General features: G+C 45.5%; 16 protein-coding genes. 15 read left to right on the top strand and 1 reads right to left on the bottom strand.

Annotation, left to right across the window (positions count from 1 at the left end):
- Positions 1-50 precede the first annotated feature (50 nt).
- From ACT89M_RS21765 to ACT89M_RS21705, 13 genes are all read left to right on the top strand, one after another.
- Positions 51-1,004, top strand: a complete 954-nt coding sequence (locus ACT89M_RS21765) for an ABC transporter permease (RefSeq protein WP_090915459.1) — start codon at positions 51-53, stop codon at positions 1,002-1,004.
- A 45-nt stretch (positions 1,005-1,049) separates the two neighbouring features.
- On the top strand, positions 1,050-1,922 hold the full coding sequence (locus ACT89M_RS21760; protein ID WP_090915457.1) for a carbohydrate ABC transporter permease: 873 nt from the start codon (positions 1,050-1,052) through the stop codon (positions 1,920-1,922).
- 84 nt (positions 1,923-2,006) lie between these two features.
- Positions 2,007-3,506, top strand: a complete 1,500-nt coding sequence (locus tag ACT89M_RS21755) for an extracellular solute-binding protein (protein ID WP_308723465.1) — start codon at positions 2,007-2,009, stop codon at positions 3,504-3,506.
- A 23-nt stretch (positions 3,507-3,529) separates the two neighbouring features.
- Positions 3,530-4,633 (top strand): glycoside hydrolase family 88/105 protein, encoded by a 1,104-nt coding sequence (locus ACT89M_RS21750; protein WP_154887583.1) that lies wholly within the window; start codon positions 3,530-3,532, stop codon positions 4,631-4,633.
- A 350-nt stretch (positions 4,634-4,983) separates the two neighbouring features.
- Positions 4,984-6,513, top strand: a complete 1,530-nt coding sequence (locus tag ACT89M_RS21745; RefSeq protein ID WP_260510700.1) for an extracellular solute-binding protein — start codon at positions 4,984-4,986, stop codon at positions 6,511-6,513.
- Between the two features lie 358 nt (positions 6,514-6,871).
- On the top strand, positions 6,872-8,134 hold the full coding sequence (locus ACT89M_RS21740; protein WP_253499930.1) for an S-layer homology domain-containing protein: 1,263 nt from the start codon (positions 6,872-6,874) through the stop codon (positions 8,132-8,134).
- Positions 8,135-8,160: 26 nt separating this feature from the next.
- Positions 8,161-11,829 (top strand): DUF5704 domain-containing protein, encoded by a 3,669-nt coding sequence (locus ACT89M_RS21735; RefSeq protein WP_373323328.1) that lies wholly within the window; start codon positions 8,161-8,163, stop codon positions 11,827-11,829.
- Positions 11,830-12,049: 220 nt separating this feature from the next.
- Positions 12,050-14,194, top strand: a complete 2,145-nt coding sequence (pulA, locus tag ACT89M_RS21730; protein ID WP_308723467.1) for a type I pullulanase — start codon at positions 12,050-12,052, stop codon at positions 14,192-14,194.
- Between the two features lie 324 nt (positions 14,195-14,518).
- Positions 14,519-17,395 carry a type I pullulanase gene (pulA, locus tag ACT89M_RS21725; RefSeq protein ID WP_308723470.1) on the top strand — a complete coding sequence of 959 codons (2,877 nt, stop codon included), beginning with the start codon at positions 14,519-14,521 and terminating at the stop codon, positions 17,393-17,395.
- Positions 17,396-17,687: 292 nt separating this feature from the next.
- Complete coding sequence (locus ACT89M_RS21720; RefSeq protein ID WP_090915447.1) at positions 17,688-18,320, top strand: 50S ribosomal protein L25; 633 nt, start codon at positions 17,688-17,690, stop codon at positions 18,318-18,320.
- A 149-nt stretch (positions 18,321-18,469) separates the two neighbouring features.
- Complete coding sequence (locus tag ACT89M_RS21715; protein WP_154887593.1) at positions 18,470-18,985, top strand: hypothetical protein; 516 nt, start codon at positions 18,470-18,472, stop codon at positions 18,983-18,985.
- A gap of 289 nt (positions 18,986-19,274) precedes the next feature.
- Positions 19,275-20,246 (top strand): helix-turn-helix transcriptional regulator, encoded by a 972-nt coding sequence (locus ACT89M_RS21710; RefSeq protein ID WP_154887595.1) that lies wholly within the window; start codon positions 19,275-19,277, stop codon positions 20,244-20,246.
- A 38-nt stretch (positions 20,247-20,284) separates the two neighbouring features.
- Positions 20,285-20,647, top strand: a complete 363-nt coding sequence (locus ACT89M_RS21705) for an HIRAN domain-containing protein (protein WP_154887597.1) — start codon at positions 20,285-20,287, stop codon at positions 20,645-20,647.
- A 14-nt stretch (positions 20,648-20,661) separates the two neighbouring features.
- Here the strand turns inward: ACT89M_RS21705 and ACT89M_RS21700 are convergent, their stop codons facing one another.
- On the bottom strand, positions 20,662-21,765 hold the full coding sequence (locus ACT89M_RS21700; RefSeq protein WP_154957975.1) for a glycosyltransferase family 4 protein: 1,104 nt from the start codon (positions 21,763-21,765) through the stop codon (positions 20,662-20,664).
- A 206-nt stretch (positions 21,766-21,971) separates the two neighbouring features.
- On the opposite strand from ACT89M_RS21700, the gene ACT89M_RS21695 reads away from it, so the two are divergent.
- Entirely contained in the window at positions 21,972-22,289 is a 318-nt protein-coding gene (locus tag ACT89M_RS21695) for a DUF3817 domain-containing protein (RefSeq protein ID WP_253491859.1), read from the top strand.
- 273 nt (positions 22,290-22,562) lie between these two features.
- The gene (locus ACT89M_RS21690; protein WP_373323329.1) at positions 22,563-23,384 is read left to right on the top strand and encodes a TerC family protein; all 822 of its coding nucleotides are present in this window, start codon (positions 22,563-22,565) and stop codon (positions 23,382-23,384) included.
- Positions 23,385-23,863 lie beyond the last annotated feature (479 nt).

The raw sequence follows: 23,863 nt of genomic DNA, 5'->3' as shown, positions 1-23,863 counted from the left end.
TTCAGGAAGTGATCTTTTGTAATCGTTTCCAACGTGGGGAGGAAGACACTATGAAAGCCGAAACGGCTGCTCGAACAAGGCCCGCTACCCGCAGTGACAAAAACCTGCTCTGGAGGGACGTCATCAAAAACCGGTGGCTGTACATTATGCTGATTCCGGGAGTGCTTTACTTTGTTATCTTTAAATACATACCGATGTATGGGATTACGATGGCTTTTCAGGATTACACGCCGTACAAAGGCATCCTGGGGAGTGATTGGGTAGGATTCAAACACTTCCAGCGTTTTTTTGGAGAACCGCAGTTCTGGACCTTATTTAGAAACACGTTTTTGCTTGCGATTTATAATCTGGTTTTCTTTTTTCCATTACCTATTGTGCTTGCGCTCATGATGAATGAGGTTCGGCGGGAGCGGTTTAAACGCTTCGTGCAGACATTGGTTTACGTTCCACACTTTGTTTCCTGGGTTGTTGTGGTTGGTGTGTTCTACATGCTGTTCACGACTGAAGGCGGTGCAATCAATGAACTGCTCTACAACCTGACGGGACAAAAAATTGCCTTTCTGCTTGAACCAGGATGGTTCCGTACGATGATTGTAGGACAATCCATTTGGAAAGAAGTAGGCTGGGGCACAATCATCTTCCTGGCGGCACTCTCTGGCGTAGATACGCAGCTTTATGAGGCTGCTCGGATTGACGGTGCTAACCGCTGGCGTCAGACCTGGCACATTACGTTGCCAGCGATTCGGAGTACCATCATCATTTTGCTCATTTTGCGTCTGGGTCACTTCCTGGATACAGGCTTTGAACAAATCTTCCTGATGCTGACACCTACTAACCGTGACGTGGGCGAGGTATTTGATACCTACGTATACACGAAGGGGCTTACCCAGGCACAGTACAGTTATAGTGCTGCTGTCGGATTGTTTAAGTCGGTTGTCGGACTGGCGCTAGTGCTTGGTGCCAACACGTTAGCCAAAAAATTCGGGGAGGAAGGCGTCTATTAATGCAATATTGACAGACGCTCTTCATCAGACAGGAGTGAACATTAGATGCAACAGGACAAAACATGGAGCAACCGGATCTTTGATTTTGTGAATCATGGCTTGCTGCTTTTGATTGGTATTGTGACCGTAATCCCGTTCATTTATATTTTGGCTGTGTCGTTTACCAGCCCGCATGAAGTGGCCAAAGGAGGATTTATTCTTTTTCCGAAAGAGTTCTCCTTGGCAGCTTACCGTTACATTTTTTCTACGGATACATTGATTCGAAGTCTTGGTGTATCGATCTATATCACCGTTGTGGGTACGCTAATCAACTTGCTGTTTACATCGCTTATGGCTTACCCGCTATCCAGAAAGTATTTACGCGGACGCCAGCCGATTCTGCTGGGTGTACTGTTCACGATGCTGTTCAGTGGCGGTATGATTCCAACGTATTTCGTCGTTAAATCCTTGCATCTTACCGATACACTCTGGTCTCTAATGTTGCCAACGGCTATCAGTGCCTTCAACCTGATCGTACTCAAAAACTTCTTCCAAGCCATCCCGGATGAGCTGGAAGATGCGGCCAAAATCGATGGCTGTAACGATGTCAGCGTTTTGTTCCGCATTGTGCTTCCACTCTCGATGCCAGCCATGGCTACCTTTTCGCTCTTTTACGCCGTGGCACACTGGAATAGCTTCTTCAGTGCCGTCATCTATATCAACGACAGTGAGAAGTGGCCTGTACAAGTCTGGCTACGTGAAATTGTCATTTTGGCACAGAGTCGAATTGGAGATACGAGCATTGAAGAAACTGAAATTCAACCGCTTACGATTCGCATGGCTGTAATCGTATTCTCTACCATTCCGATTATGCTGGTCTACCCATTCCTGCAAAAGCATTTTGCCAAGGGAGTGATGCTCGGTTCGGTAAAAGGCTGATTAGTGTAGCGTGTGGTGTGAAGCGTATTACTGAAATTGTGAATACCAGTCTGTGACTGTATATCAAAAGGGAGGTTTTCATGAATGAAGGCAACAAAAAAGAAAGCCGTAGCTGTTCTGAGTATACTGGCTCTGGTGACCGGTTTGCTGGCAGGATGCGGATCAGATGAAGGTCAGGCTGCCGAAGGCGGCGTACAGAATGTATCTATCGCTATTGCACAGGTGGGTGACGTGCCGAGCAAGGGCAACGATGTACAGAAAAAAATTGAGGAATATACCAAAACCAAACTGGACATCCAGTGGATACCGGCATCTGCGTACAATGACAAAATTAATGTCATGATCGCCTCCAGCGACATGCCGAAAATCGTAAAGGTGCAATATAACCCGACGGTAACGAATGCGATGCGAAATGACGTATTTTGGGAAGTTGGACCTTTACTCAATGATTACAAAAACCTTTCAGCCCAAAACGGACGTTTCTTTGACAACATCAAGGTTGAAGGGAAAATTTATGGAGTGCCGGTATTCTCTGATATTGCACGTGCAACTGTTATTTACCGCAAGGATTGGTTCGACAAGTTGAATCTGAAAGTACCAACAACACCGGATGAGTGGTATGAAACGATCAAGACGTTGTCTACTTCCGACCCGGATGGCGATGGACAGGCGAATACGTTTGGATTGATGTTGTTTAAAAAGTATAACGAAGATCAGTATTCTTTTACGACTCGTCTTGGTGTAAGCTTTGGCGCACCGAACAAATGGAAGGTTGAGAGTGATGGGAGCTTTACACCAGAATTCATGACACCGGAATATATGCAAGTGATGGATTTGCTGAAACGTTTGTATGAAGAGAAATTGTTGAACCAGGATTTCGCTGTATTTGATTCAACGGAAGCGGAGAAAAAGTATGATTCCGGCGTTGTCGGCATGCGTGTAGGTGTGGCACAGAATGGTAAAAGTCAGCAAGAACGTCTGTCGAAAAATAATCCAGACGGTGTTGTAGATATTGCCGGTCTGTTAGGGCCAAATGGTGACCGTGTAGCTGGACAGACAGGTAACTCGGGTATTCTGGCTTTCCCGAAAGCAACGGTAAAATCGGAAGAGGAACTGAAAAACTTGCTCTCCTTTCTGGATAAATTGATGGATCCAGAGATGGCAACGCTGCTAATGCGTGGTCTGGAAGGCAAACATTACACCAAAGTCGGAGACAACGAAGTGGAAATGAGTGATTTCGATGCTTTCCAGCGTGAAGTGAAGCCATATCGGGATAATTTCCCTTATGTTGATGGTTACAATGTACCTAAACTGAAGGACACCGAGCTTGGAGAAAAAGGAACAGCTTTGGTGAAGGAACTGGCAGAACATGCAGTACCAAACCCTGCATTGACGTTGTATTCTCCAACATATGGTGACCGCGGAGCAGATCTGGATCAGATGATTGCCGATGCGCAAACCAAATACATTATGGGCAAGATCGATCAAAGCGGCTGGGAAAAGGAAATTGAGAATTGGGCTAATGCAGGCGGTACCAAAATCCGCGAGGAATATGCCGAGGATTACAAAAAACAGGCTCAATAAGGAGCGAAACCGGAGGTTTGATCATGAAGGAAACGTTACAACATACACCGATGCGCATGGCCGACCAGTTTATGGAGAGTTATCGCAGCCATGAGCTGTATGCGACTTGGCATTATGAGAACGGTTGTCTGCTCAAAGCACTGGAAGAACTCTACGCTCGTACAGGTGAACAGAGATATTTTGACTATATTCAGGAACTTATGGATCATTTCATTCAGGAAGACGGATCGATTCGGTCCTATACGATTGAGGAATATAATCTGGATCAGATCAACCAGGGAAAATCACTATTTTTCCTGCTGGAGAAAACAGGTCAGGAAAAGTATCGCAAAGCTTCTGAGTTGCTGATGACGCAACTGAAAGGGCAACCGCGCACAAGTGGGGGCGGTTTCTGGCACAAGAAAATCTATCCGTTCCAAATGTGGCTGGATGGATTGTATATGGCGACACCTTATCTGACTCAATATGGAGCCGTGACTGGTGAAGAGAAGTGGTTTGACAAGGCTGCTTTGCAATTGCTTTTGGTGGAAGCACAAACTCGTGATCCACGCAGTGGTCTGCTCTACCACGCTTGGGACGAGAGCAAAGAGCAACGCTGGAGCTCCGGAGATACGGGATGTTCGCCACATGTCTGGAGCCGGGCAGTAGGCTGGTACGTGATGGCGGTTGTAGATACGCTGGATTATCTGCCAGTTGATCATGAGCAACGTGGACAGATTATCGGTATTTTTGAGCGACTCGCAAATGCGCTTATCCATGTACAGGATCAGGAGACAGGATTGTGGCCGCATCTGCTCGATCAGCCAGGACGCGAGCGGAATTATCTGGAGGCTTCGGGCACTTCGATGTTTGTATATGCCCTTGCCAAGGGTGTGCGCAAAGGATACTTGAGCGGGAAGTTCAAAGCGATTGCGGAAAAAGGATATCAAGGCCTGTTGCAACATCTGTTGCAAACAGACCAGGAGGGTGTGCTTTCCCTGACACAGTGCAACGGGGGAGCGGGTCTTGGAGGAACTCCGTATCGTGACGGGTCCTATGAGTACTATGTGACTGAATCGATTCGTATTAATGATCCGAAATCCGTTGCTCCATTTATTTTGGCAGGGGTAGAGATGGAACTGGCATAATGCCGGTTCTTTTCTCCAAAGCATTATGATAGCGCATACATTACGAGTTTGAAGACATCTATATAAGTTGAACTATTCGTTTACACTCTAACGGAGAGGACAGAAAAAACCTGGAAAAGCGAAGCGTTCGCCTAAAAGCTTTCTGCAAGAAAGCTACATCGGAAGCATATGCTTATTACCGGATTTTCCCAAGGGAAAAGGGAATCAAAAAAATCTGGGGATACCGCTACTCTCCAGGCTATTCTGTCATCGGAGTGTTCTATGTAAAATCTTTAGTCCAACTTATATATGATTGAGGAATGAGGGCAAGTCCGCTGAACAATAGGTTTATCCAAAAGGAGAGATGGTTCATGAGTCCAAAAAGTCCAAAACGTTCAAAGAGTCCAATGTTTCGCGTAGGAAGCTTCGTTATTGTTGGCGCGATGTCTGCCGGTTTGCTGGCTGGATGTGGGGGAGAAAAAGCTCCAGCCGCCGGGGAAGGCAAAATGCCCCTTTCCATTTCATTGATGCAGGTGGGTGATGTGCCCGCTAAGGAAAATGCAATCGAGAAGAAGATTGAGGAATACACGAATACCGATGTAAACGTGCAGTGGATTCCGCAATCGGCGTTCGACGACAAAGTCAATGTCATGGTGGCATCAGGGGAGATGCCAACGATTATGCGTGTCAATTATGTACCCACAACTTTTAATGCGGCAAAGACAGGATTGTTCTGGGAACTCGGGCCTTACCTGAAAGATTACAAAAACTTGTCTGCCCAGTCGGAGGCTCATTTTAATAACATCAAGATCGAAGGTAAAATCTACGGCATCCCGAATTTCCGGGATATAGGACGAACGGCAATCGTATATCGGAAAGACTGGTTTGATAAGCTGAAACTGGATATCCCGAAAAATCTGGATGATTGGTATGAGGTTATGCGTTCTGTCCGCAAGGATGATCCAGATGGTAATGGCAAGGAAGATACGTATGGTGCGTTGTTGTTTAAAAAGTATAACGAGGGTGTATCTTCACCGCTGACCCGGATTGCTGTAAGTATTGGTGGAGTCAACAAATGGGGTGTAGACGACGCTGGTAAATTAACACCAGAATTTCTGACTCCTGAATATGTGGATACGATGAAGCTGTTCAAGCGATTGTTTAATGAAGGGTTGATCAATAGTGATTTCCCTGCACTGGACCCTTCCGATGCGGACAAAAAAATGGATTCAGGTCTCGTTGCTATGAAACTGAACGGTGTTGCTCAGAACGGGAAATCATCCCAGCAACGGCTCACACCTAATGCACCGGATGGTGTCATTGATGTAGCGCCGTTTCAAGGGCCAGATGGCATTCGCATTGCCGGTGAGCCTGGAAACTACGGTATGCTTGTCATTCCGAAAGCATCTGTAACGGATGAAGCGCAACTCAAAAAGGTACTCACCTTCCTGGATCAGCTGATGGACGAGGAACTCAGCACGCTGCAATTGCGTGGTTTACTCGATGTGCACTACAGCAAGACCGCTGACGGTAAAACGGAATTGAAAGACTTCGACGCATATCAGCGTGAGGTTAAACCATATCGTGATAATCTGCTAAGTGTGGAAGGATACAATGTGCCTGAACTGGTCGACGTTCCTATTGGTATGAAAGGCACGAAGATGGCTCGAGAAAATGAACAGTATGCAATTGCTAATCCTGCACTTACGCTGTCCTCGGTGATCTATACAGAGCGCGGTCAGGAACTGGATCAGATGATCTGGGATGCGCAGACCAAATACATTATGGGCAAGATCGATGATGCTGGCTGGGAACAGGAAGTTGCCAACTGGAGAAAAGCAGGCGGTGACCAGCTGATCACAGAACTGGAAGCTTCGTATAAAGAACTGAACGGGAAATAAATGAGACTGCCATAAAAAAAGGTTGATTTCATGCAAGGAATAAGTTTATTCTATAAAAGAGGATAAATTCCATAATTTAATAAGTGAGACCACACCTTAAAGCATAAGGCTATGAATCTGCGGATTCATGGCCTTTTTTTGTTTTTTAGGATAAATATTAGGTCTCAAGGAGGGGAGATAGTCACCTTAGAATCATGGAGAGGTATGAAAATGATACCAAAATACTAGTTATACATGGTAGAATATTGATTATAATTCCATATTTAGGATTTTGGCTTATGTTTGATAAGCAAGTCATCCGTTTGAGCAAATGAAGCATCCCCATACTAAGGTACATAGGAGCGTGAACAGATTGAAGATGAAGCGAGTGGTTCAAGTTAAGAAGAAAAGAAGATTTGTTTATATGATAGGGCTGTTAACAGCAGTCATGATGGCAGGTACATGTCTTTCTTTTGGAATGGGGTCTGGGAAGTGGACGACAGTGGTTAGTGCTGCAGGAACGAGTGAAAGCGCAGTGAGTCGGTTCAGCGATATCAAAGGACACTGGGCTCAGGCAACGATTGCAAAAGCATATGAGAAAAAATTGATTTCCGGCTATCAGGATGGCACTTTCCGCCCGAATGGTAAGATCACCCGCGGGGAATATGCAGCAATACTAGCTCGCGCGACCAGAATCGAGAATGCTCAGGGGCAGGAGCAGTCTTCTTTCTCTGATCTTCAAGGACATTGGTCTGAAACGGCTGTCCGCCAGTTGGTGGGACAAGGCTTTATTGACGCTGGTGATTATGCAGGCGGCTTTAAGCCCAATACGGAACTGACACGATATGAAATGATGAAGTGGATTGCAAACGGACTGATCAAGTCAGACAGCAGTTTTCAGAATGCTTTTAATGATACGAAAAACACCTTACTGCCTACACCCGAAGTAAACCGCGGAACGATTCGTAACGAACAGATTCCGTACCTCGCCCTAGTGCGCGGAACAGGCATTGTCGGTGGATTTCAAGACGGCACGTTAAAACCGGCAGATACGACAACTCGTGCAGAGGTTTCTGCTATTCTGCTTCGCTACATGGACGTGGAGGGAACAGATGCTTCCAAGTACAGCGACCTGAACGAGATGCGGGAAGTGGGCACGACAGGTACGAATTTAACGACGATTAGTAATTATAAGTATAGCTCTGGCTCTGTCATGATTTCAGATCTATCAGAAGCTGATATTAGCCTTAGTAACAAGTCTGGAGTATTACAAATTCATCGTTTTATCGTTGTGGATGCGACTCAAAGTAAACCAGAAGGAATTTATGCTAAGCTTTTTATGCCTGAAAAATATGCAAGTGGTTCGTATAGGACTTTTGTAGATATTTCCTTCAAATCTAATTTAGAAAGTTCTAATTTGATCACATTCAATAGGGGGTTACCTGATTCACTAATACAGTTTAATCGTCTCAATTTGGATGTGGCTAAGAAACAAGGTATTAATACAATACCTATGGACTCGGGACAATTATTAAAGAAGGGTATTCAAAAAAGATTTTGGGTTACTTCAACTCTGAGAAACACATCGTGGTCTTATTCTCTGAAAACAGATCAATTAGGTGAATTTAGAATTCAAAGATAGTTCAGTAGGATGGTGAGTAGGTTGTAATGAGAAAAGTAATATATTCTTGTGTAGCTATATTATTTGGAGTGTTGATCTTACAACTCACAGCGTTAATATTGACGTCAAACATAGTAAATGCTGTTACAAGTGAGTATGGCCCTAAAAGAATGAAGAGCCCTCAGTATGTTACCATACTAGCGAACCCTAGAGTGGGAAATCCAGGAGTGTATTGGTACCAAGAGAATAATGGGAAATTTAGAGCTGATCATTCAGGAGGACCGACCTATGCAAATAATGCAGGGAGTTGCTCAAATCCATTTCCTGCAGCTACAGAGGTTCCCGATAGTGTAGATTTTAGTAATTGGCCACCAACAGACTGGCCTGATTACAATTCTACAAGAATTGATACTAATAAAGTTAAAAACATACGTATTCATGATGTTAAATATCAAGGAAGAGCAGATCAAAATTCGTATACTGGTATAGGAGATATTAGACCTCCGTTCTTATCAACTGTTGTTGGGATCAGGACAATAACTGGAGGATATCATGTACCAACGGAGCATAAGCCATTTGATAATGGTGGTAGAACAACTGCTGGCTGTCCAAAGTACAACGTAGCCTACTTCACCCCTATGGACATCATTTGGGAAGGTGATCTAGAGGAAGAAAAAGAAATTGACGTTACACCTGATACTACCCTAACCATTGGCCAGACCAAACAGATGGTAGCCAAAGTAAAGACCAAAGGCTATGGTTCCACAACGTGGAGTGAGGGAGTCGATGTATCTGGCAGGGAGACGGAGATTAAATGGTTTTCTTCGGACGAAGCGGTGGCAAGCATTGAACTAAAGACAGGTATGTTAAAAGCAGAAAGCCCTGGAACGGTTACGGTACGTGCAATTTGGAACAATGGTACATATCTCATTTCGGATACAACCACCGTTACCGTAACGTCCGAACCGGGACTGGTTGTGAACCTGCCTAATGCCTGTAAATCTACGACAACACCATTGCAGGCGGGAGCGGTTCTTACCAAATCGGATCGAAGTATCCATAAATTGACGGTGCATCCCAAATTGACGTGGAGCAGTTCGAATGCTTCTGTGGCGACAATCGGTGCTGATGGCAAAATTACAACAAAGGGTATTGTGGGTACTACGATCATCAAAGCTCATTTCCTGGATACCGCCCAGCGTATAGATGAACAGGCTGAACAAGAGCTTGAGGTCAAGGACTGCTCTAATGGCGGAGGTGGAGGAGACACGGGCGGTGAAGATCCAGGAAATGATCCTGCGAATGCCTGTCCGGTGAGCATCAGTCCACCAAGTCGAGGCGCAGTACTTGAAGCTAAAGTGATGGATCCTTCGGTTCAAGGGGTGCTCAGAGCAGACATCCGGGGTGCCGAGAAGTTTGATGTCACGCGTGGAATCCCAACGTCGGAAGATCTGTATGCAAATGTTCTCGCCAAAGGATATTTGTTTCAGCACCGATGGGTGAACATGACGGGCACAGTGACCTATGATGTTAAAGTCAAGAAGACGTACCACAAAACGTGGACAATACCAGGCCGACCTTCTCGCGGTGAGGGGGATCCAGGCACACAACCAGAGCCCAAAGAACGTGATGTGCCAGGTGATCGATCGATGCGAGTAACAAGGGGATATAGTTATTGGCAGATTGATAACTTAGAAGTCTACAAATTAAATGAAGCCAAGGTATCTAACTATGCGCTTGGTGGTTACGGAGGTATGGTTACGCTGACACCAAATTCTTACATACCTCCAACTCTACAATCTATGACGGATACTGCTGTGCAGAGCCATGTTAAACCTTCGCCATGTCGTGAGATTGATCTGGGTACCCAGACTGTCCCTGGAGGTTCCACTGAGCCGCCTACGCCGATGGAAACTTCACTTTTTCAAGCAGAAGCAGAAGCGGTGGTTCAGGAGAATGCGGTTAACAATGACAAAGTGGTCTTTAATGGTACGATTATTATGAATAATAGCCCAGCCCAGAAGGAAGCCCCCAGACCTGGAATGATTCCGCAGCCACATATGATCGGGGATGATGTGTTATATCAGAACAGATTAACCATTCAGAACACACTGATGAACAGAGCAGATCAGCTGAGCACGGGTGAAATATTCTACGCACTACTGCCTGAAAACGTAAACGGTGGACAAAATCAGCGGTTTTCAATTCCCGGAATCAATCCGGTCACGGTACATACACCAGTGGTCGACTATGCTTGGGTTTCGGATGACCAGCCGCATAACCAGAAAACGAAGCCAGATCATATGCGGGCGGCGTTAATTCTGGAGCGTCCATTCCTGGTCCGTATCCCCACGTCAGGACAACATCTAGATGGAGTACGTTATCCAGGTTACGGAAATCGCGATTACGGGAAGTATTTTCGCAGTAAACAGGTGCGTTTCCCGTTCGATGTTTACACGGATGGCAAAAGTAGCTTTATTCCAGCCAAAACCTGGGTTGATATTCCCGTCAATCAACTGGATACTACCTTTGTGCTTCCTGTCTGGATCGATGAAGGCGCCTATCAGATTGAGTTCCGCAACATCGCAGAAAATGCAACCATGCAGTTTACAGAACAACCTGATGCTAATACGGATCTGGCACATCATGTCGCAACGGATACGGTAGCTGTGGAGGTCATTGGGCGATTGTATGATTTTCGAATCACAGATATTGCGGACTATCATTGGGAGAAAGTGTTTCGTCAAAGACCAGGAAGTCCCGAGCCTACGGGTGTTAACTACTGGACAGGAACAAATGAAATTGATGGAGATCCGAGGGGCAACCTGGCTCCGTATGTTTTGCCAATCCGCCCAGGTAGCCACCCTGTGCAGGGATACCGCAATGTCGCTGTGAAGACAGGTTATCACTTTAAGTTTGATGTGAAGACCAAGGGGAACATGTTTGGAAAACAGGATGGTATCCGAATAACTCCAACTTTCTTTTATATCCCCAAAGACGGAACCAAGAGGCAGGAAGTGGATTTGTACTACCATCGAGGTCAGCAGCAACTTATCCGTATTGGATCTGCACAGGATGTTGAGAAGCGTTATGTAGTGCTGAACGCAAGGCTACGAAACGTGCCTGGAATGGAACTCAGCGATACAGCACGCTATCAGTACACCCATGAATGGACATCAGAAGATCGGCAGTTGTATACGCTGGAACAGGCGATGGTTTGGTTTGTGACCCAGACGTCATATCGTCAAACTTGGACAGGCAGGTACGATTGGATGATTCTCCCGTCACAGATTCGTACACTCATAGGTCCAAAAACAGAGCTTCCTTCCGGGGTGGATATAGATCGGGCGAATGCCGCCATACAGCGCTGGTACGGAGAATATAGCCTGCCAGCCGATGTATATGCTGTTCCCAAAGGCACGAATCTGGAGCGTCTGGCCCGAGAAACTTTGCTAGATGACAAGGCTCCTGTATTCCTGCAAGATGGATACATCGTAGTGAACTTTAATCTGGAAACGTTACAAAATGGCAATACACTCGCGCCTCATCTGCAATATATGCACGCCCCATTAATGAATCAATGGAAACTGGAAGGTTTTAATGGAAGTCCAGTGGATGAACAGGGGATAAGATGGCAGACGAGAGATGGAGATGTGGTGTGGTATCATGCAGATCAATCTAGCCGTGATGATTTTCAAGCGCAGGTATCTCATTAGCGAAACGACGGGTTTGAAATAAAAGTAGAAGCTTTATATACGAAGTAGCTGTGATGTGAGTCTGCGTCACGGCTACTTCTTTTTTGTATAAACAGATTATGCTTGATCCGTTGAACGGGTATAAAGGGTAAGGAGCACTTTCCTGATACTCACTCGACACTACGCTCTACATTCCGTTTTATATGAATAACATACGACGCTCACCGAGAGGGGAATTGATATGATTGACGAAGTTCAGCAACAGCAACAGCAACAGCAAATCGCCCGGAAAACAGATATAGCTTCGATCACGAGTACATATAAAGGGGGGGATCTGGGAGTTACCCTTCAACCGGCTGTTTGTTCTTTCAAAGTTTGGTCTCCCGTTGCGATTCAAATGGAACTGCTTCTGTACCCACCCCTCACAGGTGGAAGTCCCAATGACATCCCGAACGCGTTGAAGCAGAGCAACATCCCAATGCATTCCGGTGAACAGGATGTGTGGGTTTTAGAAGTGGAAGGGGATTTACGAGGTTATCGCTATATGTTCAAGCCAACTTTTGCCGATGGAACTTCAACGATCGCGGTTGATCCTTACGCGCGAGCCGTAACCATGAACGGTGAAATGGGTGTTATTGTGGACATGCAAGAGACTCACCCTGAGGGTTGGCAACAGGATGAACGTCCCGAACTGAGTCATCCCACGGATGCTGTCCTGTATGAGCTACATGTCCGGGATTTCTCCATTCATGCTTCTTCCGGGATTGCGAACAAAGGAAAGTATCTGGCTTTCACCGAGACTGGGCTTCAAGATGCAACAGGTAATACGCTTGGAATTGATCATTTGGTTGAACTAGGCATTACACATGTACACCTGTTGCCTGTATTTGATTTTGCTACGGTAGACGAGGCGAAGGTAGATGATGATCCTAAGGATGCCTCTAACTATAATTGGGGTTACGATCCGCTACATTACAATGTTCCGGAAGGATCTTATGCATCACGCGCAGATGAACCCGTAACGCGAATTCGTGAATTCAAGTCCATGGTGCTTGCACTTCATCGTAAAGGGATAGGTGTCATTATGGATGTCGTGTACAACCACACGTTTGATACAGCGGAGAGTTCATTTGAGAAGCTCGTTCCCGGATATTATTATCGTCAGCATGCCGACGGAACGTACAGTAACGGTTCAGGCACAGGCAATGAAGTGGCAACAGAACGAGCTATGGTTCGTAAATTTATTATCGATTCGGTGTGTTTCTGGGCAGAGGAATATCATGTGGACGGTTTTCGTTTTGATCTGATGGGGCTGATGGATGTTACGACGATGAAACAGCTCGCATCCGAGCTTCATACTGAGGTATCTCCCTCCATCTTGTTATACGGCGAACCTTGGGGAGCAATGGAATCACCTTTGGGTGATGAGATGACCTTGAAAGGAACACAGCGCGGATCAGGCTTTGCCGTGTTTAATGATAATTTCCGTGGTGTCATTAAAGGAGACAGTGATGGGGACGGCAAAGGTTTTGCGACGGGTGAAGACGGGAAAGAAGCGGAGTTATGGACAGGCGTGCAAGGGTCTATTCATGATTTTACGGAAGGTCCATCTGAGACTATTAATTATGTAACTGTACATGACAATCTTAATCTGTGGGATAAGGTGGCCCGTACGCAAGGGTTACAAGATAAGCTAGGCTTTCTGACGTATGATGAGGATGGGAGTATCCGGGGGTTCGACAATGTGGAAGAGGCTGTGCGACAGGCTGATCCTTATCTTCAGATCGATCCAGCGCATGTGCTCGGAAACGAAACCGTGAGACGCTGCCTTCTTGCAAACGGTATTGTACTTACCTCACAAGGTGTTCCGCTGATTGCGGCAGGAGATGAGATATTACGAAGTAAATACGGGGACGCTAACAGTCATGAGAGTGGAGACGTAGTCAACGCCATACATTGGGATCAGAAGCAACGATTTAAGCCCGTATTCGACTATTACCGTGGCCTGCTTCGACTGCGGCGGGAGCATCCTGCTTTTCGCCTGCGTACACGCGAAGCGATTGAGAAGCATGTTCGACTTTTGCAAAAAGATAAAGGACTTTTAGCATTCGAGTTGCAGGGTGCAGATGTGAATGATGCATGGCAACGGATTATCGTGATCTACAATGCGACCAAAGAATCTCGTCGGATCTCTATCCCTTCAGGCGCATGGGGAGTGGTAGTTGAAGATGGACAGGCTGGTGTAAATACGCTTCGCACCATCCACGATCAGACTCAGCATAGCAAAAAGAGCACCAAGAGCAGCTCAGACAATCAAGAGACTAACAACAATCAAGTACAGGTCAACATGTTATCCATGACCGTATTATTTTCGCAGTCCTCTTGAAGAGAGTCAGGCTTGTACAAGGATGACAAAATGTCTGCTTTTATCTAACAACAGGGCAGTAAGTCATAACGATGTATTTCAGTTTAAAAGTCACACAGTGGAACACTCTCTTTGATATCAAAAGAGGGTGTTTTTTTGATTCCATAGGTACATACGTTGTCAACCGGTGCGCTTGTTTACATATGATAGATGAAAGCGATTGCTCATCAATTGTTTCGATCTAACCGATATGTTGAGTACAGACAACCCCGGGTTGACAAAAGGCGTCCCACTTCGTAACATCGGGACAATACGAAATTAAAGGATATAAAGGCGGTGAGAACGATGCCGGAATGGACTTCTTTTTGTTATGAAGGCAGCGATCTTGGCTTAACTTATACCAGTGCTGCGAGTACGTTCAAAGTATGGGCGCCTACAGCACAGCTGGTTAATATATTAGTTTTCGAAAATGAGGGAGAGTATAACGATCTAGGCGAAGTGTCCCATCATGAGGATGGTCAGGCATTTGAGATGACACGTGACCCGGACGGGATCTGGCAACGGACTCTTTCGGGCGATTGGGCAGGACACTTTTATATGTATCGCATCGTTCATCATGATCAACGGGCAGAAATAGTAGCGGACCCTTACGCCAGAGCAGTTACAGCCAATGGGCAACGGACGGCAATCATTGATCTGAATATGACTCATCCAGAGGGATGGGATCAAGATGTAAAGCCCGCCTTTGTAAGCCCGGTTGATGCGATCATCTATGAACTGCACGTAAGAGACTTCTCTTCCGATCCTCAGGCCGAACTTCCGTACAAAGGAAAGTATATGGCTTTTACGGCTACCGGGCTTACCGATGAGACAGGCAACCGAATTGGCGTCGATCATTTGGTTGAACTGGGGATTACCCATGTACATCTGCTGCCTGTGGCCGATTACCAGACGGTAAATGAACTCGCAGTAGCGAACACCGATCCAACGGCCAAAGTACCCTATAACTGGGGCTATGATCCGCAACACTATAATGTACCTGAGGGTTCCTATTCGACGAATCCCCGAGATCCTGCTGTTCGTATTCGGGAGTTCAAAGCGATGATTCAGTCCTTGCACCAGCAAGGGATCCGTGTTGTGCTTGATGTCGTCTACAACCATACGTACAGTGTGGAAAAAGGCCCTTTTGAGCGAATCGTGCCAGGTTACTTCTATCGTTATTATGAAGATGGTACACTCAGCAACGGTTCAGGTGTAGGGAATGAACTGGCAACAGAACGTCCTATGGTACGAAAATATATTCTGGATTCCTTACGCTATTGGGCAGAAGAATATCATATTGACGGATTCCGGTTTGATCTGATGGCACTGATTGATCTGGACACGATGAGTGAGCTTACCCGTCAGTTAAAAGAGAAGATAGACCCTACCTTTCTGATCTATGGAGAGCCGTGGATGGGAGGCGACTCTCCGCTGGCTCGTCAAACCCTCAAGGGAACACAGAGAGGCAAAGGATTTGCAGTATTCAATGATCATTTTCGCGGTGCGATTAAAGGAGACAGTGACGGTAGCAGTAGAGGATTCATCACAGGTGCCGGCGGCTTGGAATATGAAATAAGCAAAGGTGTCGCGGGAGCACTGGATGACTTCACCTCATCCCCCGCCGAAACCGTTAATTATGTGACCGCCCATGATAACCTGAATCTCTGGGATAAAATGGCTACCTCGCTCCATCTTCGACATGATCTAGGCTTTCCTGTATGGAAAGACGGACAGCCTTTGGAGGGAGGCAGTGCCGAGTCGGCGGTTAAGGCGGCAGATCCGTATCGATATGTCGATGAAGCAGATGTATTGCATAATGAAATGGTTCGCCGTTCCATTCTTGCATCTGGCATCCTGCTTACTTCACAGGGAATACCGTTTCTACATGCCGGCGATGAGATGTTAAGATCAAAGGCTGGAGATCATAACAGTTATCGAAGCGGTGATGCGGTAAATACGATCACTTGGGCCAATAAAGCCCGATTCAGGCCTGTATTTGACTATTATCGTGGGCTGATCCACTTGCGGCGCACCCATCCGGCGTTCCGTATGATGGAGGCAGAACAGATTCGCAGACATCTCCGCTTCATTCGGATGGATGGAAACGTTGTTGCGTATATGCTTGAACATGGAGCGAACGAAGATTCATGGCATCGGATTATGATTATATATAACGGCTCGGAGGAATCTCAGACCATACACCTGGATGAGGGTGAGTGGAAGGTTGTTGTGAATCATCATACCGCTGGAACCGACGTGATCGAGACGGTTACGGGGGAGGTTCAGGTGGAACGTTGGTCGCTTATGGTTCTGTACGACAAGGAGCTTACGCCCAAGTCAGAACCGGCTGCACTGCAAATCGCTCTTCCGCGCAGGGTATTTGCTCCGCAGGAAACTTCTCAGCTACGAGCAACGGTGAGGGATCATATCGGCAATGTATTGGAAAATGTACCTGTGGTATGGAACTCTTCTGATCCAGACATGGTTCGTATAGAAAAAGATGGCACTATTCGTACATTGAGTCGTGGTGTAGTGTCAATTACGGCAAGCGTTGGTTCGATCACAGCGTCTTGTACCGTTCAGGTCGATATCCGCTACGCTGAGCGAATCGAGATCATAGGTGAACCAGTGCTATATACAACTCGAGTTAGTCGTTTCCGTGCGTTGGTGCTGGATCAATATGGGCAACCCCTTACAGATGCTCATATTCGCTGGAGTTCTGCTCATTCGGATGTAGCTGCTGTAAGCCAAGCGGGAATCGTGAGGGCGCTGACTTCGGGGAAGTCCATGATCATCGCAGAAGTAGGCTCCGTTCGTGCGGCATATGCGGTTACGGTTCACAGATACCTGTCACGAACCGTGACCATCTGTTACGAACGCGCTGATGGCTGTTATGACGGCTGGGATGTTTGGGTATGGGGAACGGGTATGGAGGATGGGGCCATTCGCTTGGAGCGAGCAGGACATGTTGGGGAAGCACGGTTCCGCGTAGCTCCCGGTCTGCATCATCTGGGTTTTGTCATCAGGCTGAATGAGTGGGAGGCCAAGGACACTTGTGGAGATCGCTATGTGGATATCATGCCTGAGGATGGTGACCTGCAGATTAGGGTACAAAGTGGGTCAGATGAAATGCAGATTGTGCGAGAAAATCCTGAAAAGGATGATTTGAATAGTGCATGATGTATGCTTCTCTGTAATGTTTTGAACAGGTAATTCGTTTCATCACTCCAAGCACTACTAATCTTACAGTCGGAAGGAATTCCGGCTGTTTTCTTATGCTCCAAAACACATATAATTACAAAAAAAGGATAAAAAACTCCGGATTTATGTTTTAGATGTCGGATCATTGGGGTAAATATAGATATGGCCCAACATATGGCCTCAGAAAAAAGACCGTTTTGGTCTATGAGAGAAGCCGTAGAGCTTGCCAACAAAACCAAAGTAGGGATCCCTTGAAGGAGGATGTTCAACCATGAAATCCAACGGAAAAATGGCTCAACTTACAGCAACGCCAAGAACTGAAAAGAAAGGTGCAGCATTGCGCCTGTTAAGACAAGGTGGACGAGTTCCTGCCGTAGTATACGGACCGGGACAAGAAGGTGCCGCCATACATGTGGATGAAAAAGAAATGCTGAAAATGGCTCGTACAGGCCGCTCAGAGATGTTTAACCTTAATGTAGAGGGCGGAAAAACCGTTCCTGTACTGATCAAGGATCAGCAGGAGCGTAATGGACGTCTGCTACACGTTGACTTTTTACAAATTTCGAAAAATAAACCGATTAGCGTTAGTGTATCGATTGATTTCCAAGGTACTGCTGCTGGTTCCAAAGCAGGCGGTGTCTTCCAGACGCAAGAAACGCAACTGGAGGTTGAAGGTTTGCCAGCAGATCTGCCAACTTCGATCGAAGTCGACGTCAGTGGTCTGGAAATTGGTGACCGCTTGACAGCAGGCGATATTAAACTGGATAAAGGTTTGACGCTCGTGACATCACCAGATTCTATCGTGGCTTCGGTTATGCCACCGCAAGCTGTTGAAGAGGAACCAACCGCTTCTGCTGATGAAGCGGCCCCAGAAGCAGAAGAAGGTCAATCTGCAGAAGAATAGGCGAACGCTGGAATTTCAAAAATTCTGCGTAAATCAGGTCCAAGCTCAGTCCACTTCTTGTGGGCTGGGCTTTTTCATATGGATTTAAGGAGCGTATTTGTGGTACAACGTGAAGATAGATGAAATCGAAAAGAAAGCAGGTCTGCCCTATGTTTGACCCCACGATATACGATAATTTAAAAGTAGCTTTCGAGAATTACCTCTATGACCTGGACAATCTGGATGAGAGCATTCACATTACCCATCGCAGGGATCAATTAGAATTGGCAAGCATGTCCCGGGAATTCACCTTGCGGTTCTGCCTAAGAAATCATACGGCTGTTACTGCCGAAGTGGTACTGAGAAGTTCGCTGCAGGCTATAGCCGCAGAGATTCTGGAGACCCCAGGCAGCCATCCCGGCTGCGAACTAGAGCTTCGCTTTGCGTGGGTAACTAAAGAACTGGAGCCACGTTGTCACAACGTCCAGTCGATCATGCAGGAAAATTGGCCCGATCAGCGGATAGTTCAGCATATCCACTACCTTTTTGGAGAAGCTCCGGTATCATTTAACGTTTCTGCCAATATATATTTCGGAAGGCATGTGAATGAGGATCAAATGCATGATATTCCAGTGTTATGTGATTGCATGGTTCACGTGCTGAACAAGTTGAGGGAAATAAACTAATAAAAATATGACAAATAGAACTTTTTGAAGCCTTGTCTCGTTTGGAGATCAGGGCTTTTTTTGTATTTTTTTTAGATATTTGTATAGGCTTTCAGGCATAGGAAAATTAGATTTCGGGTTATTAATTTACGCAAGCAAGTAAGAGAAGGTATATTTAGAGAGGGGAAAAGTGCAATTGGACTATAAATAAAAGGTGAAATTGCGAAAAATCAATTGGGACTAAAGATTTATATATGAACTAAAGGAACTAGTTTTCCTTGCCGATAAAATATCGAAGGGGAGAAACTACATGACAGAGAAATTAATTCGTCTGCTGCGTATACTTCAGGCTATACAAGCTAATCCCGGAATCTCTGCAAAGGAATTGGCGCTGAAATGTGGTACAACGGTGCGCACAATCTACCGCGATCTCCGGATTTTGGACAGGGTTGCTCCCATAATGAACGAAGGATATGGAAAGGGTTATCGATTTATCGGTGAGTTTGCCATGTATCCTTTAGATTTTACCGAACAGGAAGCCATGCTATTCTGTATGCTTCCGGCCTTAGTCGATACATCTAAATTACCTGCTGAATTTGACTCAGCATATGATAAGGTTATATCGGCACATACTAAACAAAAAACAAGGAACAGTGAAATTGTGGAAAATATTGCAGGAATTATTCGGATGGGGATACCTGCTTACCGAGAAGAAGGAAAGGATCCAAACTTGTTAATTCCCATTATCGAAGCGATTTTAGATGGACGGACGATTCAAGCGCAATATCATACGCTCACGAATAACGAGATTACGGTTAGACAAATAGACCCTTATTATCTCGTACCGCGTGATCAACGTTTCTATCTGATTGGGTACTGTCATTTACAGCAGAAAGTTCGGTTGTTTCGCATTAGCCGCTTCCTGGATGTAACACGAACCAATGCTGCATTTGATATGGGTGACTTCAATATCACTCAGTATATGAAGAATACTTGGTCTGTTGACCGAGGGGACGAGCATATTCATTTTAAGGTAAGATTCTCCGAAAAGGTGGCCCCTTACATAAAAGAAGAAGAGATGTTTGTTCGTCCACGAATGACAGATCTTATGGATGGTGGTTTGTTATTCGAAGTAACACTGAATAGCAGTCGTGAATTTTTGCAATGGTTATATCAGTTCGGTGCTGAGGCTGAGGTACTTGAACCTCGCGAGTATCGGAGAGAGATTCGCAAACAACTTTTGGAATGGTTGGAGCACTATAAAGATGAAGAGGCTTTATAGCCATAAGCCAAGGAATATCTGTAAAAAGGAGCATTCGTATGAGTAACAAAATTTTTGCCGCTTTGATGGGCATGGAAAACTATCATGGAGCACAAGCTCTGCATGTGGGGGATACACTGTATCTTGTAAAGGACCCGGATAATCGCTTGGATCATCAAGCCATTAAAGTGGTTATCCCCCCAATAGGGGAGGTGGGGTATATCGTAAACCATGCTGCTATGGTACCTCATGGATGCTGGACTGGTGCGGGATTCTACGATGCCTTCTACCAACAAACTTGTGCAAAAGTAAGATTTATGATGAAGGATATGGTGATTATTGAACTGATCGAAATCATGCATGTACCTGTATCTCAGATGGACTCTATTATTACGGAATGGCAGTTCCGTGAGAAAGCCTGATCAAGAAAAAAGGCTCATGAACGGATGAGCCTTGTGTAAGCTGCCTCCAAGTAGAGAGCGGTTCTTGACCAACTGAAATGAGAACTTGCTGTTTCGCGGCCACTTCTTCCCATGGATTGCACAAGATCAGGTCGTGTGGCCAATTGACGCAAGGATGAAGCAAACTGCTGAGGGTGCTTATACTCTGATATCAAGTATCCGTTCATTCCCGAATGGATAATCTCCCTTATACCCCCATTATCCGAAGCGATGACAGGAATGCCGGAGGCCATAGCTTCTACATTCACCAAGCCAAAGGCCTCGTGGTTCTGTGAAGGACAGACCAGGCAGTCTACACTTCGATAGAGCTGATCAATCTGTTCATGATTCATCTGCCCTAAAAAGGCGGCATGAACGTTATGTTTTTGTGTCAGTTTACGTAATGAGCGTACATACTTTGGAGGGCCCTTGCCTGCAATGACCAGCTGGACAGGTACTTGCTTTTGTGCTAAAGCAATAGCACGAATTAGAATATCGACCCCTTTGCCAGGGACGACTCTGCCTGCATACAGGACTGTGAAACGTTCAGTAATTCCAAACTTCTCTCGCAAGTGAAGCCGTTCTTCATTGCTGGCAACGGGTCGGAAACGGTCAAGATCAGTACCTAGCGGAACGACATTTAACCGTTTCGTTACAGGAGGGAAACGGCGGCTGAGTCTACGCTTCAATGATTGGCTGTTCACGGCAATACAATCCGCTTTTTTCAGACTAGACAGTTTCCGAGGTCCGGGTTGAACAAATGTAAGTGAGTGGAGATAGAGGATAACAGGTGTTCGCGGAAAGGCTTGTTTAATGGTAGCCATACTGTGAGGTCTGTTATCCACTTGAATAACATCAACATCGAGTGTACGAAGCAAACGAATAACTGACCGGGTATAATCTACAATACTGGATGCAAAGATTCGCTGAATCGTTATCTGTCCGATCTGTTGAAGTGCCGACAGCCCTTTAATTTGACGGCTTACAACGGTTACCTGATGACGGAGCGCAAGTTCGTGTGCGATACCTAATATACAGATTTCCACGGAACCATTGCCAGGCAGTGGTAACTTCTCTGGTGCAACCAGAACGATCTTCATGAATCCACTCCTCCTTGTCCGACATGTTCATGACACATTTCATGCATTGTATGTTAGAGGTGGATATTTGGCTCCTGTGAGACGTATATTGGATCATGCAAATGACATGGAATATAATACAGCCTGGCTGGATGCAAATCGACACTGCTTTTGTGATATAATGTACAGGGTTCAACTAGCGTGTATTGCATAGAAGCAGGAGGAAGATGATGTTACGTTCAATGCTGGGTCGTTTCCGGCTAATGTTATGGTTACAGGGGATTTCATATATTTTACTGTTGTTCGTTGCGTTTCCCCTTCGGGATGCAGGAGTTATGCCTCAAGCGGTGACTTGGTTCGGAAACTTGTATGGTTTTTTGTTTCTGATGCATCTCTTGTTTATGGTATCTTTATACACAACTCAGAAGTGGCGTTTGCGCCGTCCCATTGCGTTATTCTTCATTTCGTTTGTACCGCTGGGCAATATGATTTATGATTTTTTTGTTTTTCGAAAATTGGCCCTTAACACTGAAAATAAAGCTTGACTTTATTTTATGTTATGAAATATGATGTATACAGGTTATTCACCGGTTTCAACTAAAACTACATATTCCTGTTAAAGGGGAGTAGCTTTTACAGTAAAGTCGTCAATTCGGGATCACATCCCCGGCTTTATTGGCAGCATTTTGTTGTTAGCGAGACCTTTACCAAGTTTTTATGCTCGGTAAAGGTCTCTTTTTGTGGTTATAAAAGGATCTTTACCAGCGATGGTAAAGATCCTTTTTTTTGTACATCATAAGCATATTAAGGAGGAGTCAATGTTGGATGCAGCACTGTTATTAGAATATGGGTGGGTACTTTTAGTCCTTGTTGTCCTTGAAGGATTACTGGCAGCAGATAATGCCCTGGTACTCGCAATTATGGTAAAACATTTACCTGAGGAAAAGCGTAAAAAAGCATTGTTTTATGGTTTGATGGGGGCTTTTGTTTTCCGTCTCGGGTCGTTATTCCTTATCTCATTCCTTGTGGATGTGTGGCAGGTTCAAGCGATCGGGGCATTATACCTTCTGTACATTTCGATAAACCATATCGTCAAAAAGATATTGAGTGGTCGAAATAAAACAGACGAGGCAGCTGACGATACACCAAAAAAACCAAAGAAACAATCTGGATTCTGGATGACTGTATTTAAGGTTGAAGTCGCAGATATTGCTTTTGCAGTAGATTCAATCTTAGCAGCTGTTGCTTTGGCGGTTGCGTTGCCACCAAGCGGATTGCCGCCAATTGGCGGCTTGGATGGTGGACAGTTCATTGTCATCTTCCTCGGCGGTTTTATCGGGCTCGTTATCATGCGTTTTGCAGCATCGTTTTTCGTGAAATTGCTTCATTCGCGTCCGGGTCTAGAAGTTGCTGCTTTTGTAATCGTAGGTTGGGTAGGGGTTAAGCTGTCCGTAATTACATTGGCGCACCCTTCCTTAGGCGTACTGGATGAGCATTTCCCGGAAAATAAAATATGGAAAATCGGTTTTTATGTTGTACTGATCACGATTGCGGTATGTGGATGGTTCCTTTCATCCAAAGTACCTGAGAAGGAAGATGAGAATCCTGTGGAAGAATTGCAAGAACAGGCTAAACTCTAAGGTCATGATCATGAGAATGTTGTTTGCCTGATGAATATGACAGAAACAGCGGTGAATAACCTAATAAACTGATGAAAAAGAGGAGGATGTCCCCGGACAACCTCCTCTTTTTCATCATTCGTTAGAATATAAGAATGCATTAATTTCCAAGAAAAGGGTTGACATTTGAAAAGATGTGCTATTAATATATACATATCAATGATGAAGGGAGGCCGAGAGACATGACGTTAGGTTATGAATTGAATCTAGGACACAGAAGCATCGACACAATTGTATATCCGGCTCATCGTCTTTTTGGCCTCATACGGTCGACATAAAGAACGGGCATATTGTTTATAGAATACAGCGTGTAGCGCTATAGGCAATGTGTGTTCTTCGCGGTATCCAGCGATGGATAACAGGTGCAAACTCATTTGTGCTGTTATCCGTTATTGTCATGTAGTAGAAGCCATGGACGATCAGTCCATGGCTTTTTTATG

Source organism: Paenibacillus sp. NN59, assembly GCF_057597225.1.
Note: the sequence above shows the minus strand (reverse complement) of the source record. Positions and strands in the feature narration are given on the sequence as shown.

Coding starts and splice junctions, on each gene's coding strand:
- ACT89M_RS21765 (WP_090915459.1), top strand. CDS start 51: ATGAAAGCCGAAACGGCTGCTCGAACAAGGCCCGCTACCCGCAGTGAC.
- pulA (WP_308723470.1), top strand. CDS start 14,519: ATGCCGGAATGGACTTCTTTTTGTTATGAAGGCAGCGATCTTGGCTTA.
- ACT89M_RS21695 (WP_253491859.1), top strand. CDS start 21,972: ATGATGTTACGTTCAATGCTGGGTCGTTTCCGGCTAATGTTATGGTTA.
- ACT89M_RS21700 (WP_154957975.1), bottom strand. CDS start 21,765: ATGAAGATCGTTCTGGTTGCACCAGAGAAGTTACCACTGCCTGGCAAT.
- ACT89M_RS21735 (WP_373323328.1), top strand. CDS start 8,161: ATGAGAAAAGTAATATATTCTTGTGTAGCTATATTATTTGGAGTGTTG.
- ACT89M_RS21715 (WP_154887593.1), top strand. CDS start 18,470: ATGTTTGACCCCACGATATACGATAATTTAAAAGTAGCTTTCGAGAAT.
- ACT89M_RS21720 (WP_090915447.1), top strand. CDS start 17,688: ATGAAATCCAACGGAAAAATGGCTCAACTTACAGCAACGCCAAGAACT.
- ACT89M_RS21710 (WP_154887595.1), top strand. CDS start 19,275: ATGACAGAGAAATTAATTCGTCTGCTGCGTATACTTCAGGCTATACAA.
- ACT89M_RS21740 (WP_253499930.1), top strand. CDS start 6,872: ATGAAGCGAGTGGTTCAAGTTAAGAAGAAAAGAAGATTTGTTTATATG.
- ACT89M_RS21750 (WP_154887583.1), top strand. CDS start 3,530: ATGAAGGAAACGTTACAACATACACCGATGCGCATGGCCGACCAGTTT.
- ACT89M_RS21760 (WP_090915457.1), top strand. CDS start 1,050: ATGCAACAGGACAAAACATGGAGCAACCGGATCTTTGATTTTGTGAAT.
- pulA (WP_308723467.1), top strand. CDS start 12,050: ATGATTGACGAAGTTCAGCAACAGCAACAGCAACAGCAAATCGCCCGG.
- ACT89M_RS21755 (WP_308723465.1), top strand. CDS start 2,007: ATGAAGGCAACAAAAAAGAAAGCCGTAGCTGTTCTGAGTATACTGGCT.
- ACT89M_RS21745 (WP_260510700.1), top strand. CDS start 4,984: ATGAGTCCAAAAAGTCCAAAACGTTCAAAGAGTCCAATGTTTCGCGTA.
- ACT89M_RS21690 (WP_373323329.1), top strand. CDS start 22,563: ATGTTGGATGCAGCACTGTTATTAGAATATGGGTGGGTACTTTTAGTC.
- ACT89M_RS21705 (WP_154887597.1), top strand. CDS start 20,285: ATGAGTAACAAAATTTTTGCCGCTTTGATGGGCATGGAAAACTATCAT.